This is a genomic window from Pseudarthrobacter adonitolis (assembly GCF_055412845.1).
The window spans coordinates 57,175-71,837 of the sequence record NZ_JBVAYW010000002.1 but is presented as its reverse complement, the minus strand read 5'-3'; the positions used below and the strand labels follow the sequence as shown (position 1 = coordinate 71,837).

At 65.1% G+C, this 14,663-nt stretch carries 15 protein-coding genes; 3 read left to right on the top strand and 12 right to left on the bottom strand.

Annotated features, from left to right (window positions below; all coding sequences use genetic code 11):
• Nucleotides 1-7 precede the first annotated feature (7 nt).
• From zwf to pgl, 3 genes are read left to right on the top strand one after another with little or no spacing between them, the layout of a single operon-like run.
• Nucleotides 8-1,579 carry a glucose-6-phosphate dehydrogenase gene (zwf, locus tag ACZYZ4_RS02865; protein WP_463858024.1) on the top strand — a complete coding sequence of 524 codons (1,572 nt, stop codon included), beginning with the start codon at nucleotides 8-10 and terminating at the stop codon, nucleotides 1,577-1,579.
• Entirely contained in the window at nucleotides 1,576-2,517 is a 942-nt protein-coding gene (locus ACZYZ4_RS02860; protein ID WP_463858022.1) for a glucose-6-phosphate dehydrogenase assembly protein OpcA, read from the top strand. Before zwf ends, ACZYZ4_RS02860 begins: the two co-directional genes overlap by 4 nt.
• Nucleotides 2,507-3,325, top strand: coding sequence for a 6-phosphogluconolactonase (pgl, locus tag ACZYZ4_RS02855; RefSeq protein WP_463858020.1), 819 nt, complete (start codon nucleotides 2,507-2,509; stop codon nucleotides 3,323-3,325). Before ACZYZ4_RS02860 ends, pgl begins: the two co-directional genes overlap by 11 nt.
• On the opposite strand, the gene ACZYZ4_RS02850 is transcribed toward pgl, so the two are convergent.
• The 12 genes from ACZYZ4_RS02850 to ACZYZ4_RS02795 form a co-directional block, all read right to left on the bottom strand.
• Nucleotides 3,278-3,673, bottom strand: a complete 396-nt coding sequence (locus tag ACZYZ4_RS02850) for an RNA polymerase-binding protein RbpA (RefSeq protein ID WP_463858018.1) — start codon at nucleotides 3,671-3,673, stop codon at nucleotides 3,278-3,280. The two genes, pgl and ACZYZ4_RS02850, sit on opposite strands and share 48 nt — an antisense overlap.
• Before the next feature lie 110 nt (nucleotides 3,674-3,783).
• Entirely contained in the window at nucleotides 3,784-4,041 is a 258-nt protein-coding gene (gene secG, locus ACZYZ4_RS02845; protein WP_058932520.1) for a preprotein translocase subunit SecG, read from the bottom strand.
• A 51-nt stretch (nucleotides 4,042-4,092) separates the two neighbouring features.
• Nucleotides 4,093-4,908, bottom strand: coding sequence for a triose-phosphate isomerase (gene tpiA / locus ACZYZ4_RS02840; protein WP_463858015.1), 816 nt, complete (start codon nucleotides 4,906-4,908; stop codon nucleotides 4,093-4,095).
• Nucleotides 4,909-4,995: 87 nt separating this feature from the next.
• Entirely contained in the window at nucleotides 4,996-6,222 is a 1,227-nt protein-coding gene (locus ACZYZ4_RS02835; RefSeq protein WP_463858013.1) for a phosphoglycerate kinase, read from the bottom strand.
• Nucleotides 6,223-6,232: 10 nt separating this feature from the next.
• Nucleotides 6,233-7,243 carry a type I glyceraldehyde-3-phosphate dehydrogenase gene (gene gap / locus ACZYZ4_RS02830; protein ID WP_463858011.1) on the bottom strand — a complete coding sequence of 337 codons (1,011 nt, stop codon included), beginning with the start codon at nucleotides 7,241-7,243 and terminating at the stop codon, nucleotides 6,233-6,235.
• Between the two features lie 264 nt (nucleotides 7,244-7,507).
• On the bottom strand, nucleotides 7,508-8,134 hold the full coding sequence (locus ACZYZ4_RS02825; RefSeq protein ID WP_185263578.1) for a superoxide dismutase: 627 nt from the start codon (nucleotides 8,132-8,134) through the stop codon (nucleotides 7,508-7,510).
• 111 nt (nucleotides 8,135-8,245) lie between these two features.
• The gene (whiA, locus tag ACZYZ4_RS02820) at nucleotides 8,246-9,226 is read right to left on the bottom strand and encodes a DNA-binding protein WhiA (RefSeq protein ID WP_463858009.1); all 981 of its coding nucleotides are present in this window, start codon (nucleotides 9,224-9,226) and stop codon (nucleotides 8,246-8,248) included.
• Between the two features lie 9 nt (nucleotides 9,227-9,235).
• Complete coding sequence (locus tag ACZYZ4_RS02815) at nucleotides 9,236-10,255, bottom strand: gluconeogenesis factor YvcK family protein (RefSeq protein ID WP_463858007.1); 1,020 nt, start codon at nucleotides 10,253-10,255, stop codon at nucleotides 9,236-9,238.
• A complete protein-coding gene (rapZ, locus tag ACZYZ4_RS02810; RefSeq protein WP_463858005.1) occupies nucleotides 10,255-11,178 on the bottom strand; it encodes an RNase adapter RapZ in 924 nt (307 codons plus the stop codon). The genes ACZYZ4_RS02815 and rapZ overlap by 1 nt, the downstream gene beginning before the upstream one ends.
• 71 nt (nucleotides 11,179-11,249) lie before the next feature.
• A complete protein-coding gene (gene uvrC / locus ACZYZ4_RS02805) occupies nucleotides 11,250-13,256 on the bottom strand; it encodes an excinuclease ABC subunit UvrC (protein ID WP_463858003.1) in 2,007 nt (668 codons plus the stop codon).
• 12 nt (nucleotides 13,257-13,268) lie between these two features.
• A complete protein-coding gene (locus ACZYZ4_RS02800) occupies nucleotides 13,269-13,937 on the bottom strand; it encodes a lysophospholipid acyltransferase family protein (protein ID WP_463858001.1) in 669 nt (222 codons plus the stop codon).
• Nucleotides 13,924-14,637, bottom strand: coding sequence for an HAD hydrolase-like protein (locus tag ACZYZ4_RS02795; protein ID WP_463857999.1), 714 nt, complete (start codon nucleotides 14,635-14,637; stop codon nucleotides 13,924-13,926). The genes ACZYZ4_RS02800 and ACZYZ4_RS02795 overlap by 14 nt, the downstream gene beginning before the upstream one ends.
• Between the last annotated feature and the right edge of the window lie 26 nt (nucleotides 14,638-14,663).

Sequence of the window (14,663 nt, the reverse complement as noted above, 5' to 3'; positions counted from 1 at the left end):
AGCAACCATGCCAGAAACTGAAAACGGCAGGAATTCCGCGACGCGTTCCGGAAGATCTGGGCGCAATCCGCTCCGGGACCCGCGTGACCGCCGCCTGAACCGGATCGCCGGTCCGTCCTCGTTGGTGCTCTTTGGAGTGACCGGTGACCTTGCCCGCAAGAAGCTCATGCCGGCCGTGTACGACCTCGCGAACCGGGGCCTGTTGCCGCCGAGTTTCGCGTTGGTGGGTTTCGGGCGCCGGGCATGGAGCGATGAGGATTTCGCCGCTGAGGTGAAGTCCTCGGTGCAGGCCTACGCACGCACGCCGTTTGATGAGGCGGTGTGGAACCAGTTGTCCGAGGGTGTCCGTTTTGTCCAGGGCGAGTTCGACGACGACGACGCTTTCGAGCGGCTCGGTGAGACCATCAAGGAACTCGACGACGTCAGGGGCACCCGGGGCAATCACGCGTTCTACCTCTCGATCCCGCCGAAGGCGTTCGAGCAGGTCTGCCGGCAGCTGTCCAAGCACGGCCTCGCGGAGGCAGACGGGGACAAGTGGCGGCGGGTGGTGATCGAGAAGCCGTTCGGGCATGACCTGGAGTCGGCCCGGCAGCTGAACGACATTGTGGAGTCGGTGTTCCCGCCGGATGCGGTGTTCCGGATCGACCACTACCTGGGTAAGGAGACGGTCCAGAATATCCTGGCGTTGCGTTTCGCGAACCAGTTGTTCGAGCCGTTGTGGAACGCGAACTATGTGGACCACGTCCAGATCACCATGGCCGAGGACATCGGCACGGGCGGCCGGGCGGGGTATTACGACGGCGTGGGCGCGGCCCGGGACGTCATCCAGAACCATCTCCTGCAGTTGCTGGCGCTGACCGCGATGGAGGAGCCCATTTCCTTCAACGCCGATGACCTGCGGGCGGAGAAGGAAAAGGTCCTCGCCGCAGTCAAGCTGCCGGAGGACCTCTCCACCCATTCGGCGCGCGGGCAGTTCGCCGGCGGGTGGCAGGGCGGGGAACAGGTCCGGGGCTACCTGGAAGAAGACGGCATCCCGGCCAATTCAACCACGGAGACGTTCGCCGCGATCCGGGTGGACATCCACACCCGCCGCTGGGCCGGTGTGCCGTTCTACCTCCGTGCCGGCAAGCGCCTGGGCCGGCGCGTGACCGAAATCGCCGTGGTGTTCAAGCGCGCCCCGAACCTGCTCTTCCGTGACCACGGGGAAGACGACTTCGGCCAGAACGCCGTGGTGATCCGGGTCCAGCCCGACGAAGGCGCCACCATCCGGTTCGGGTCCAAGGTCCCGGGCACGCAGATGGAAGTCCGCGACGTGACCATGGACTTCGGCTACGGGCACTCCTTCACCGAGTCCAGCCCCGAAGCCTACGAACGCCTGATCCTGGATGTGCTGCTCGGCGAGCCGCCGCTGTTCCCCCGGCACGAGGAAGTGGAGCTGTCCTGGAAGATCCTTGACCCCTTTGAAGATTACTGGGCAGGGCTGAAAGAGCAACCGGAGCCCTACGCTCCGGGCAGCTGGGGCCCTGCCTCGGCCGATGAACTGCTGGCCCGCGACGGACGAACCTGGAGAAGGCCATGATTGTAGACCTGCCGGACACCACCACCTCGAAGATCTCCAAGAAGATCACCTCCCTGCGCGAGCAGGGCGGGGTGATCGCCCTGGGCCGGGTTCTGACCCTCGTCGTCGTCACCCGGTCCGGGCTCGAGGAAGAAGCGATCGAGGCGGCCAACGAGGCCAGCCGCGAACACCCCTGCCGGATCATCGTCCTGGCCGACGCCGGGGCCACCGCCCCGAACCGGCTCGACGCGCAGATCCGGGTCGGCGGTGACGCCGGCGCGTCCGAGGTCATCGTGCTCCGCGGCTACGGCGAGCTCGCCCACGAAAGCGAATCCCTGGTCGCGGCACTGCTCCTGCCGGACGCCCCGATCGTGGCCTGGTGGCCGCACGGGGCACCGGAGAACGCCTGCGAAACCTCCGTGGGCCGGATCGCGCACCGCCGGATCACCGACTCCGCCAACGAAACCGACCCCCAGCTGGCGCTCGAAAACATCCGCAACACCTACAAGGCCGGTGACACCGACCTCGCCTGGACCCGCCTCACCAACTGGCGGATCCAGCTCGCCGCCGTCCTGGACCAGGCCGACGGCACCCCCATCACCGCCGTCACCGTCGAAGGCGCCTCTGACTCGCCAAGCACCATCCTGCTCGCCGCCTGGCTGACCCTGGCCCTGGACGCGCCCGTGACCATCGTCGCGGACCCCGCGGGCACGGGCATCCGCCGCGTCCGCCTCACCCGCCACACCGGCGACGTGCAGCTCTTCCGCCCCGGACTGTCCGTCGCGGAACTGACCCAGCCCGGACAGCCCGCCCAACGCATTTCGCTGCCACGCCGCAGCCTCAAGGACTGCCTCGCCGAAGAGCTCCGCCGCCTCGACCCCGACGAAGTGTTCGGCGAAGTGATTACTATTGGACTGCCACGTACCAATCTAAGGAGCGTCCGACCCAGTGAGCGTTGAGCCAAGAGTTAGCATCCATCCCGATTCGTCCGTGCTGATGGCCGCCATCGCGGCCCGTCTGATCACCAAGCTGGTGGATGTGCAAGACAAGCACGGTGAGGCCACGGTGGTGCTGACCGGCGGCACAGTAGGCATCGGAACTCTGAAGGCTGTAGCGGACTCTCCGGCGGCGCCTGCCGTCGACTGGTCCAGGGTTAACTTTTGGTGGGGTGACGAGCGCTTTGTTGGTGCGGACGATCCCGACCGGAACACCCGGCAGGCGTTTGATGCACTCCTGTCGAGCATTCCGGTTGACCCTGCAAGGATCAACGAGCCGGCCTCCTCGGATGACTTCGACACGCCCGAGGAAGCCGCCGAGGACTATGCGCGGAGGCTCCGGGAAGCAGCCCAGGTCGAACACGCTGCTGACATGTCCGACGACCGTCCGGACGAACCGGGAGTACTGCCGCGGCTGGATGTCGTGCTGCTGGGCGTTGGTCCGGACGCCCACGTGGCCTCGCTCTTCCCCGAGCAGGGCGGAATCCGGGAGAAGGAGCTCACAGTAGTTGGCGTCCGCAATTCGCCCAAGCCGCCGCTACAGCGCATCTCACTCACCCTTCCGGCCATTAACACTGCGGCCGAGGTCTGGATAGTGGTGGCCGGCGAGGACAAGGCCGGCGCGGTTGGCCTGGCCCTGGCGGGCGCCAACCCGGTGCAGGTTCCGGCGGCAGGCCCGCGGGGAACATCCCGCACCCTGTGGCTTATTGATGAAAACGCAGCGTCACGTGTCCCGCAGCAGCTCGTCCGGAAGGACGCCACCGGCGCGTAGTTTTTCCAGCGCTCCGGCCAGGACAGCTTCGGCGTCCTGGTCGGAGCGCCGTTCTTTAACGTACTCAAGATGGCTCTTGAAGCCCTCGTCCAGCAGGTCGGGCAGGTCGGCGTCCTTGCCGTCCCGTGATGCCTGAGCCCCGCAGCGCCGGCAGTCCCAGACGGAGGGAATCTGCTCGTCCGGCAGCCGCAGGAAAACAAGCTGGGTCTCATGCCCCTTGGCACACCAAAAAGAAACCCGGATACGGGGCACTCTTTCGCCCGGGGCAGCTTCTGACTGGTTCTTGGGACCGGCTCCTTCTGTCACACCCACGCGGGTGCCGCGGAACGCTGACGCACTATGTACCATCGGGACTCCTGGCTACTTAAACAAAAACTGTGGCTGTTGGGAGCCAACAGCCACAGTTTAGTTCGGAGATCCTCATCGCGGCAGTGCCGGGCGACGATCAGTTGCAGAGTCTATGAGTCCCCTGCGCCGCTGAAGCGCATCACCAGGCCGAGGGCGATGATCACGACGCCCCAGGTAACGCCCAGGATCACTGTGAACCTGTTCAGGTTCCGTTCGGCGACTCCGGAGGAACTGAGGCCGGAACTCATACCGCCGCCGAACATGTCCGACAGCCCGCCACCCCGTCCCTTGTGAAGGAGGATAAGCAGGGTCAGCAGAAGGCTGGTGATGCCCAGGAGAATCTGCAGAATGACATGAAGAACGTCCACGACGGCCTTTCAGAAGATTGGAATTGCGGGAGCCGGGACCTGCGTGACGGACTAGTCCGTCACCAGGTGACTCTCGAACCTGACAATATTAGCAAACTCCGCGGGATCGAGGCTGGCCCCGCCGACCAACACGCCGTCGACGTCGCGTTGCTTCAGGATCGCGGCGACATTGTTGGCCTTGACGGAGCCGCCGTAGAGCAGCCGGATCTTTGCCGCTACATCGTCGCCGAAGAGCGTGGCAAGTTCTGCGCGGATGGCAGCGCACATATCCTGGGCGTCCTCGGGCCCGGCCACTTCACCGGTGCCGATGGCCCAGACGGGCTCGTAGGCGACCACAAGCTCTGCCGCCTGCTCGGCCGTGAGTCCGGCGACGTTCGCCCGGAGCTGTGTCAGGGTGTGCTCGACATGTGTGCCTGCCTGACGGATTTCCAGGCCTTCGCCAACGCAAAGAACCGGAGTGACACTGTGCTTGAACGCTGCCTTGACCTTGGCATTGAGCACTTCGTCGGATTCCTGGTGGATGGTGCGGCGTTCGCTGTGCCCCACCAGGACGTAGCGGCAGCCCAGCTTGTTCAGGAACTGGCCGGAGGTGTCGCCGGTGTAAGCGCCCGAGTCGAACTGGGAGAGGTCCTGGCCGCCGTAGGCTATGTCCAATTCATCGCCTTGGACGAGGGTCTGCACGCCGCGGAGGTCGGTGAATGGCGGGAAGACAGCCACCTCAACCCGGCTGTAGTCGTGCTTGGCATCAGACAGTGTCCAGGCTAGTTTCTGCAGGAGGGTGATGCCCTGGACATGGTCCATGTTCATCTTCCAGTTGCCTGCAATGAGAGGCGTGCGGTCAAAAGCGCCGTTCGTTGACGTAGTCACGTGTTCTCCAAAAGTACTTGATATGTGTGCGGCCGGCAGGGCGCCCGCGGGCACCCTGCCGGCCGGAGGACTTGGCAGTCCAAGTTCCTAACGGTCCAGGATGCTGAGTCCTGGGAGTTCCTTGCCTTCAAGATATTCCAGGCTGGCGCCGCCGCCGGTGGAAATGTGCCCGAACTGGTCGTCAGCGAAGCCGAGCGTCCGCACGGCGGCAGCGGAGTCCCCGCCGCCTACCACGGTGAACGCGTCGGCCTCAGTCAGGGCCTGGGCCACGGCGCGGGTTCCGCCGGAGAATGCTTCGAACTCAAAGACGCCCATGGGCCCGTTCCAGAACACCGTTTTGGCGCCTTTGATCCGGTCCGCAAAAGCGGCCGCAGAGTTCGGTCCAATGTCCAGGCCGATGCCCTGGGCGCCGAAGCTGCTGCCCTCGATGCCGTGCGCGGGGACGGTCTCGTAGTCTGCGTCGGCCGCGAACTTACCGGCCACCACAACGTCGGTGGGCACGATGAATTCGGTGCCGGCACCGGCAGCCCGCTTCAGGTAGTCCTGGACAACCGGGATCTGGTCTTCTTCCAGGAGGCTGCCAGCCACGCTGTGGCCCTCTGCCGCCAGGAACGTGAAGAGCATGCCGCCGCCCACCAGGATGGTGTCGGCCTTGCCGATGAGGTTGTCGATGACCGCCAGCTTGTCGGATACCTTGGAGCCGCCGAGCACCACCACGTAGGGCCGCTGCGTGTCAGCCGTCAGCTTCCGCAGGACCTCCACCTCGGTGTGTACGAGATCGCCCTGGTAGGACGGGAGCCGGGTGGCGACGTCGTAGACACTGGCGTGCTTGCGGTGTACGGCACCAAAGGCGTCGTCAACGTAGGCGCCGTTGGCCCCTGTCAGGGCCACCAGTTCGTCCGCGAAGGCGCCGCGTTCGGCGTCGTCCTTGCTGGTCTCTCGGGCGTCGAAACGCACGTTCTCCAGGACGAGGACTTCGCCGTCCTGAAGCGAGGCAGCGAGTTCCTTCGCGGAGCTGCCCACAGTGTCCTGCGCGATCGAGACCTTGAAGACGGCAAGTTCGGCGAGCCGCGCTACGGCAGGCTGGAGGGAGTACTTTTCCTCCGGAGCGCCCTTGGGGCGTCCGAGGTGGGCTGTTACCAGCACGCGGGCACCGGCGTCCGTGAGCTTTCCCAGTACTGGCAGAGAGGCCTTAATGCGGCCGTCGTCAGTCACTGTAGAGCCGTCGAGCGGCACATTCAGGTCACTTCTGACAAGAATGTACCGCCCGCGGACACCTTCAGCGATCAGTTCGTTGAGGGTGTGGAATGTCATGTGTCTAACCCTAGCCCAGCTTGGCTGCAACGAGCTCCGTGAGGTCCACGAGGCGGTTGGAGTAACCCCATTCGTTGTCATACCAGGAAACAACCTTGACCTGGTTGCCGATGACCTTGGTCAGGCCCGAGTCGAAGATCGACGACGCCGGGTCCCCCACGATGTCCGAGGAAACGATCGGAGCGTCGGTGTAGGTGAGGATGCCCTGGAACTCCTCGGACTCCGAAGCCTTCTTCAGCGCTGCGTTGACTTCCTCGACAGTGGTCTCGCGTGAGACGGTGACCGTGAGGTCGGTGGCCGAGCCGGTGGGGACGGGCACGCGGATGGCGTAGCCGTCCAGCTTGCCCTTGAGCTCGGGCAGGACCAGGCCGATCGCCTTGGCCGCACCCGTGGAGGTGGGGACCATGTTGATGGCGGCGGCACGGGCACGGCGGAGATCGTTGTGCGGGCCGTCCTGCAGGTTCTGGTCAGCCGTGTAGGCGTGGATGGTGGTCATCAGGCCACGCTCGATGCCGAAGGTGTCGTTGAGGACCTTGGCCAGCGGGCCCAGGCAGTTGGTGGTGCAGGACGCGTTGGAAATGATGTTGTGCGCCGCGTTGTCGTACAGGCCGTCATTGACACCCATCACGATGGTGATGTCCTCGTCGGAGGCCGGTGCGGAGATCAGGACCTTCTTGGCGCCTGCATCGATGTGCTTCTGCGCGGCGGCGGCCTTGGTGAAGAAGCCGGTGGACTCGATGACGATGTCAACGCCCAGCTCACCCCAGGGCAGATTGGCGGGATCGCGTTCGGCGAGAACCTTGATGACGTTGCCGTCGACGACAATGTTGCCGTCCTTGACTTCAACGGTTTCCTTCAGGCGGCCGCCGACGGAGTCGTACTTGAGCAGGTGGGCCAGTGCCTCAGGGCTGGTGAGGTCGTTGACGGCAACGATCTCCAGGTCCGCGCCCTGTGCGAGGGCTGCGCGGAAGTAGTTGCGGCCGATCCGGCCGAAGCCGTTGATACCAATACGGGTCGTCACTTGTTTAGTCTCCTTGGTGCTTGATTAAGCACAAACTAGTTGAGCGGGCGTTGAAGCCAACTAACAGATCCCGCACGCCATTGGGCAGAGATGATTAACAGATCGGAGGGCGACCAGCCACGTTGCTGAAGGCAGACCGCCTTCCGTGATCCATCTTACGTTTAAGTAGGTCCGCCCCCGCAAGTGCGGGGGCGGACCTTCCACATTCCGGCCGAAATCACGCCGAAATGTGAAGTTTGTTACACGTGCATGTACTGCAGGTCACTACGGCAGGGTAATGAGGCCCGTGGCGTTGGTGCGTGCAGCATCGAAGCGCTTGGCGACATCAGCCCAGTTGACGATGTTCCAGAATGCCTTGACGTAGTCGGCCTTGACGTTGACGTAGTCCAGGTAGAAGGCGTGCTCCCACATGTCCAGCATCAGCAGCGGCGTGGTGCCGAGAGCCACGTTGCCCTGCTGGTCGTAGAGCTGCTCGATGACCAGGTTGCCACCGATCGGCTCGTAGGCCAGGAAGCCCCAGCCCGACCCCTGCAGGCCAAGGGCTGCAGCAGAGAACTGGGCGCGGAAGGCGTCGAAGGAACCGAAGGCGTCGTCGATGGCAGCTGCCAGCTCACCCTCAGGCTTGTCGCCGCCGTCCGGGGACAGGTTGTTCCAGAACACCGAGTGGTTGATGTGGCCGCCGGTGTGGAACGCGAGGTCCTTGGAAAGGCGGTTGATGTTGGCGAAGTCGCCCTTGGCGCGGGCCTCTGCCAGCTGGGCAAGGGCGTTGTTGGCGCCTGCAACGTACGCGGCGTGGTGCTTGCTGTGGTGCAGCTCCATGATGCGCGCCGAAATGTGCGGCTCAAGCGCTGCGTAGTCGTAGCTGAGTTCTGGCAGTACGTACTCGGTCACAAAATCCTCCAATGTCGTGGACGGTCTGTCCGGGTTGTAACTCTCGGATTGTGCATCCGGATGACTGGCATCCGGAAGATCAGGGTGAACGCTCTGATTCTAGGGGCGCCGCTACTCGTCCAGCATCTCAGGCGTCACATTGGCATCAGTGCCGGGGATCCCCAAATCGATGGCCCGCTTGTCCGCCATGGCCAGTAGCCGGCGGATGCGGCCGGCGATGGCGTCCTTGGTCATCACCGGATCGGCCAGGCGCCCCAGCTCGTCCAGGCTTGCCTGCTTGTGGGCCACGCGGAGTTCGCCGGCGTATTTTAGGTGGTCCGGGACGTCGTCGCCCAGGATCTCCAGTGCCCGGTCAACCCTGGCGCCGGCGGCCACGGCCGCCTGGGCGGAGCGCCGCAGGTTGGCGTCGTCGAAGTTGGCGAGCCGGTTGGCCGTGGCCCTGACTTCCTTGCGCATCCTGCGTTCTTCCCACACCATCAGGGCGTCATGGGCGCCCATGCGGATGAGCAGGGCGGCGATGGTGTCGCCGTCGCGGATCACTACCCGGTCCACTCCCCTGACTTCACGGGCTTTGGCCTGGATGCCGAGACGGCGGGCTGCGCCAACGAGGGCAAGCGCGGACTCGGCACCCGGGCAGGTGACTTCCAGCGATGACGAACGGCCCGGTTCGGTGAGGGAACCGTGGGCGAGGAAAGCACCACGCCACACGGCCTCGGCGTCAGCGGCCGAGCCATTGACCACGGCAGAGGGGAGCCCCCGCACCGGCCGCCCCCGGCCGTCCAGGAGCCCCGTCTGCCGGGCCAGGGACTCGCCGTCGCGGACTACCCGCACCACGTACCGGCTGCCGCGGCGCAGTCCCCCGCCGGAGACAACGATGATCTCGCTCTGGTGGCCGTAAACCTCGGCGATGGCTGCACGAAGCCTGCGTGCCGTGGACGCGAGGTCAACCTCGGCTTCGATCACGATCCTGCCCGAGATGATGTGCAGGCCGCCGGCGAAGCGCAGCATAGCCGAAACCTCCGCCTTGCGGACAGACGACTTCTTGATGTCCAGACGGGACAGTTCTTCCTTGACCGATGATGTCAGTGCCATGGCACCTTCCTAACTGTTCCCAAAAATGTCGTGGTACGCCGCTGCCAGACGCAGGGGGTCATGGACGGGTCGGCGGCCCGACGCCCCCACTTTACCCAAGACAACCTCGGCGCCGATCATCCCGGCGGCTTTCTCGAACTCCTGCCGGTCCGGCACCGACGCGGGATCCGCCAGGACAACGTCGACGCTGAAGTCCGGCGCATACCGGCGCAGTGCGTACAGGTGGTCCGCCGCAGACATGCCTGTGGTCTCCTTGGTGTCCGTGGCCAGGTTCATGGTGAGGCAGCGTTTTGCGGCCGTCGCACTCAGAGCGGCACGCATTTCCGGGAGCAGCAGGTGCGGCAGCACGGACGTGTACCAGGACCCCGGCCCCAGGATGACCCAATCGGCCAGTTCGATGGCTGTCAGGGCCTCAACGCAGGCCGGCGCCTGTTCGGGCAGGAGCCGTACCTGTTCCAGCGAGCCGGCAACGGCACACCGCGCCTGCCCGCGGATCGTCTGGAGCGCTGACGTGCCGTCAGGTGCAGTGACACGGATGTCGCCTTCGATGGTCAGCGGCACAGTGGACATGGGAAGCACCTGCCCACGGGCACCGAGCAGGGCGCCGGCCCACTTCAGTCCGGCCACCGTGTTGCCCAGAAGCTCCCAAAGGGTGACGATCAGCAGGTTGCCCATTGCATGCTCATCCAGTGATCCGCCGCGGCCTTGGCCGGGCCGGAAACGGTGCTGCATCACGTCGCGCCAGGTGCGGCCCCAGTCCGTGTCATCGCACAAGGCGGACAGCGCCATGCGCAGGTCTCCGGGCGGGAGGACGCCGTACTCGTCGCGCAGACGCCCTGAAGACCCGCCGTCGTCCGCCACAGTGACAATGGCGGTCAGCTCAGACGTGAGCAGCCGCAGCGCCGAGAGCGAAGCGGACAGGCCATGCCCGCCGCCGAGCGCCACGACGTTCGGGCCCTTGTCCTGCTGGCCGGCTGCCGTTCCGCTGGAAATCGGTACCAACGGCAGCGGCCCGGTGAGCATCCCCATTACTCGCGGCCCAGATCCCGATGGGTGGTGGTCACGGTCACGCGGGGATACTGTGCCAGTTTCTTGGAAAGCTCTACGGCGACTGCCACGGACCGGTGCTTTCCGCCTGTACAGCCGACGGCAATGGTGGCGTAGTGCTTGTTTTCGCGCCGGTAGCCGTCCAGCACCGGCTCAAGTGCCAGGACATAGCGGTCAACGAAGTTCTTCACGCCTTCAGCTTCGAGGACGTAATCGCTGACGTCCTTGTCCAGGCCCGTGTGCGGGCGCAGCTGCGGGACCCAGTGCGGATTCGGGATGAACCGGACGTCCGCAACGTAGTTGGAATCCACGGGCAGGCCGTACTTGAAACCGAAGCTCATGACGTTAAGCCGCAGGGCCACCGGGCCGGTCTCGCTGAAGAGTTCCGTGATGGCCGTGGCCAGGGCGTGGACGTTGTAGGCCGAGGTATCCAGTACGACGTCGGAGCTGTCGCGCAGTTCCGTGAGCACCTCCCGTTCGGCGGCAATGCCGTCGAGGATCCGGCCGCCTTCCTGGAGGGGATGGGGCCTGCGGCCCTGCTCGAAGCGGCGGACCAGGACGTCGTCGTTGGCGTCCAGGAAAAGTACCCGGAACGTAACACCGCTGGCGGCCAGGGCTCCGAGGGCTGCCCGGACGTCCACAAAGAGGCCCTTGCTGCGGACATCCATCACCACGGCCAGCCGCGGAATGGACTGCGGCGCGTGGGACACAATCTCGGCCAGGGTGCCGAGCATCTGGGGCGGCAGGTTTTCCACGACATACCAGCCATGGTCCTCAAGCGCGTCCGCGGCGGTGCTGCGTCCCGCCCCCGACATACCGGTGACCACCAGCAGTTCCGCTTCGACGGGCTTGACCGGCGTCATGCCGTCCTGCCCTGTCCCGGATTCCGCCGTAGAGTCTGCCATTCGTTCCGCCCCGTTTCTGTCCAGATGAAGGCAGGCAACCGCGAAGCGGAAACCTGCTTTTCTAACCCTACCTAGGTTTCAATGATTTCGCCGGTGGCCATATTCACGGATGGAACAGCATCGCCGGCCGCGTCTTCGCCGCTGAAGTGGGCCACGATGGCGTTGGCAAGGGCTGGTCCAATGCCCTTGGCAGCCGTGAGCTCGGCCGCGGTGGCAGCTTTCACACCCTTAACGGACCCGAAGTGGGTGAGCAGGGCCTTGCGTTTGGACTCCCCAAGGCCAGGCACTCCGTCCAGCGCCGAGACCGTCATGGCCTTGCCCCGCTTCTGCCGGTGGAACGTGATGGCGAAACGGTGGGCTTCGTCGCGGATCCGCTGCAGCAGGTAGAGTCCCTGGGACGTCCTCGGCAGGATCACGGGGAAGTCGCTGTCCGGCAGCCAGACTTCCTCAAGCCGTTTGGCCAGGCCCACCACGTACACATCCTCAATGCCAAGGTCCGCCAGCGCCCGGGCGGCGGCGTTCACCTGGGGCTGGCCGCCGTCGACCACCACCAGGTTGGGCGGGTACGCGAATTTCGCCCGCGGCGCCGCAGTGGTGGTGTCCAGGACCGCCGCATCGGCGGCCGCTTCCAACGCGGCTTGGTGCCCCGGCAGGGCGGACGCTTCGACTTGCGCGGACTTATCCTGCAGGTAATGCCGGAAGCGCCGCGTCAGGACATCGTGCATGGCGGCGGTGTCATCCGCAGCGGCGGCCCCGGTGACGGAGAATTTCCGGTAATCGGACTTCTTGGGCAGCCCGTCCTCAACCACCACCATGGACGCGACCACGTTGGTGCCCTGGACGTGGGAGACGTCGAAACATTCAATCCGCAGGAGCGCCACGGGCAGGTCCAGGGCTTCCTGGAGCTCCTGCAGTGCCTGGGAACGCACGGTGAGGTCCCCGGCGCGGCGGGTCTTATGCAGCTTGAGCGCGTGCTCGGCGTTCTCACGCACGGTGGACATCAGCGCAGCCTTGTCGCCGCGCTGGGGCACCCTGATATCCACTTTGGCGCCCCGCAGGCCGCCGAGCCATACCGTCAGTTCCGCAGCGTTGCTGGGTTCTACGGGTACCAGGACTTCACGGGGCAGCCTGCCGTGGCTGTCGCCGTCGTCGCCGTAGACCTGCTGCAGCAGGTGTTCCACCAGGTCCGGGGTGGTGGCGTCCTCCACTTTTTCCACAACCCAGCCGCGCTGGCCACGGATCCGGCCGCCCCTGACGTGGAAGACCTGGACGGCGGCCTCCAACTCGTCCTCGTGCAGTGCGAAGACATCGGCGTCGGTATCATCGGCGAGCACTACGGCGTTGCGCTCAAAGACCTTCCGCAGGGCGGAGATGTCATCACGGAGCCTCGCCGCACGCTCGTAGTCCAGGGTGGCAACGGCGTCGGCCATCTGCTTTTCGAGCTTGGTGATAAAACGCTTGGCCTCGCCGCCCATAAACGCGCAGAAGTCCTCCGCCAGGACCCGGTGTTCCTCCGGGGTCACCCGGCCAACGCAGGGGGCGGAGCATTTGTCGATGTAGCCCAGCAGGCAGGGCCGGCCGCTGGCCTGGGCACGTTTGAGGACTCCGGCGCTGCAGCTGCGGACGGGAAAAACCCGCAGCAACGTGTCCATGGTTTCCCTGATCGCGCCGGCCGTGTAGGGGCCGAAGTACCGGGTGCCTTTGCGGCGGTCCCCCCGCATGACCTGGACCCTGGGGAGCTTCTCGCTCATGGTGAGGGCGAGGTACGGATAGGTTTTGTCGTCGCGGAAGACCACGTTGAACCGTGGCTTGAATTCCTTGATCCAGGTGTATTCAAGCTGCAGCGACTCCAGTTCGCTGCCCACCACTGTCCACTCGACGCTGCTGGCCGTGTGAACCATTGCGTGGGTTTTGGGCAGCAGGCCCGCCGGGTTCGCGAAGTAGGAGTTCAGGCGCGAGCGAAGGCTTTTGGCTTTGCCGACGTAGATGACCCGACCGTGGGGATCGCGGAACCGGTACACCCCGGGGTTCGTGGGAATTTCACCCGCCTGGGGCCGGTAAGTTGCTGGATCTGCCACTACTTCATTCTACTAATCCGTGGTTTTGCTCTGGTTATAGCTGGTGGAGCGTTCCTGGCCGCTGAGTTCGGCGATCGCATCCATGATGCGGTCCGTCACCTGGCGCCGCGCCGGCAGTGAATGATCCGGGCCGGTCTTGTCGAAATACAAGGGCTCCCCCACTTTCACGGTGAAGTGATGCGGCTTAAAGCCCTTCTCGCCGGCCGGCTGCAGGCTCTCCGTGCCGATCAGGCCGACCGGGACCACCGGGGCCCCGGTGGTCAGGGCGAGCCAGCCCACGCCCGTGCGGCCGCGGTAGAGGATGCCGTCCCGTGAGCGTGTGCCCTCGGGGTAGATGCCGATGCCTTTGCCCGCTTCAAGGATGTCCAGGAGGGTCTTGAGCGCCTGGACGCTGGCCGCCTGCTCGCCCCGCTCCACCGGGATGGAACCCACGGACTCAAAAAAAGACTTCATGACTTTGCCCTTGACGCCACCGGTGGTGAAGTACTCGGCTTTGGCGAAGAAACCCACCGGCCGCGGCATCAGCGCCTGGACAATGACACTGTCAAAAAAGGAGAGGTGGTTCGGCGCCACAATGAACGGGCCGTCCTTGGGAACGTTCTCAAGGCCGACGACGGTGGGCCGGCACGTGCCAGCAATCAGTCCCCGGGTTGTCCAGCGGACTGCATCAAACAGCGCCATCGTTGCGCACCTCACTCATCGCGGCAGTGTGGATCGCTTCGAGGCGCCCAATGGCGGCAACCATGCCGGCGGCGGTGTCCACCACGGTGACGGCCCCGGCTTCCTCGAGTTCACCGTCGGGGGCGAATCCCCAGCCCACTCCGATGCAGTCAAGACCGTTCGCGATGGCTCCCGCCACATCCTGGGCGCGGTCACCCACCATGACGGCATGCTGGGTGGACAGGTCGGTCAGTGCCGCGGCGATGATGTCTGCCTTCCCCACCGGACCGTCCGTTGACGATTCGTTGTCTGCCGAACCCCTGATGGACTGGAACAGGCCGGCGATGCCGTGGTGGCCCAGCACAATCTGGGCCAGCGCTTCGGGCTTCTGCGTGGCGACGGCCACTGGCCTGCCTTCCGCTGCAAAGCTCTCCAGCGCTTCCTTGATCCCGGGGTACAGCCGGCTCTGGGCTATCCCTGTGGCCAGGTAGTACTGCCGGTACGTCTGGATGACCTCGTCAAGCATCCCGGCAGGAACCTTGCAGACACTCAGGAGTGCGTCGCTGAGTTTAGGGCCGATCATCGAGTTCAGGACGGCCCGGCCAGGAACCGGCAGATCTGCGGCGGCAAGGGCTGCTGCGATTCCGTCGGATATTCCGCCGGCCGGATCGACAAGAGTGCCGTCCAGGTCAAAGATCACGGGCACTGTTGTTTGAGTCACCGGCTTAGTTTCTCACGACACCGAGC

Excerpts from the sequence above, each read along its gene's own strand:
- zwf (WP_463858024.1), top strand. The coding sequence starts at position 8 with ATGCCAGAAACTGAAAACGGCAGGAATTCCGCGACGCGTTCCGGAAGA.
- ACZYZ4_RS02850 (WP_463858018.1), bottom strand. The coding sequence starts at position 3,673 with ATGGTACATAGTGCGTCAGCGTTCCGCGGCACCCGCGTGGGTGTGACA.
- rapZ (WP_463858005.1), bottom strand. The coding sequence starts at position 11,178 with ATGGCAGACTCTACGGCGGAATCCGGGACAGGGCAGGACGGCATGACG.
- ACZYZ4_RS02835 (WP_463858013.1), bottom strand. The coding sequence starts at position 6,222 with ATGACATTCCACACCCTCAACGAACTGATCGCTGAAGGTGTCCGCGGG.
- ACZYZ4_RS02815 (WP_463858007.1), bottom strand. The coding sequence starts at position 10,255 with ATGGGGATGCTCACCGGGCCGCTGCCGTTGGTACCGATTTCCAGCGGA.
- ACZYZ4_RS02800 (WP_463858001.1), bottom strand. The coding sequence starts at position 13,937 with ATGGCGCTGTTTGATGCAGTCCGCTGGACAACCCGGGGACTGATTGCT.
- whiA (WP_463858009.1), bottom strand. The coding sequence starts at position 9,226 with ATGGCACTGACATCATCGGTCAAGGAAGAACTGTCCCGTCTGGACATC.
- ACZYZ4_RS02860 (WP_463858022.1), top strand. The coding sequence starts at position 1,576 with ATGATTGTAGACCTGCCGGACACCACCACCTCGAAGATCTCCAAGAAG.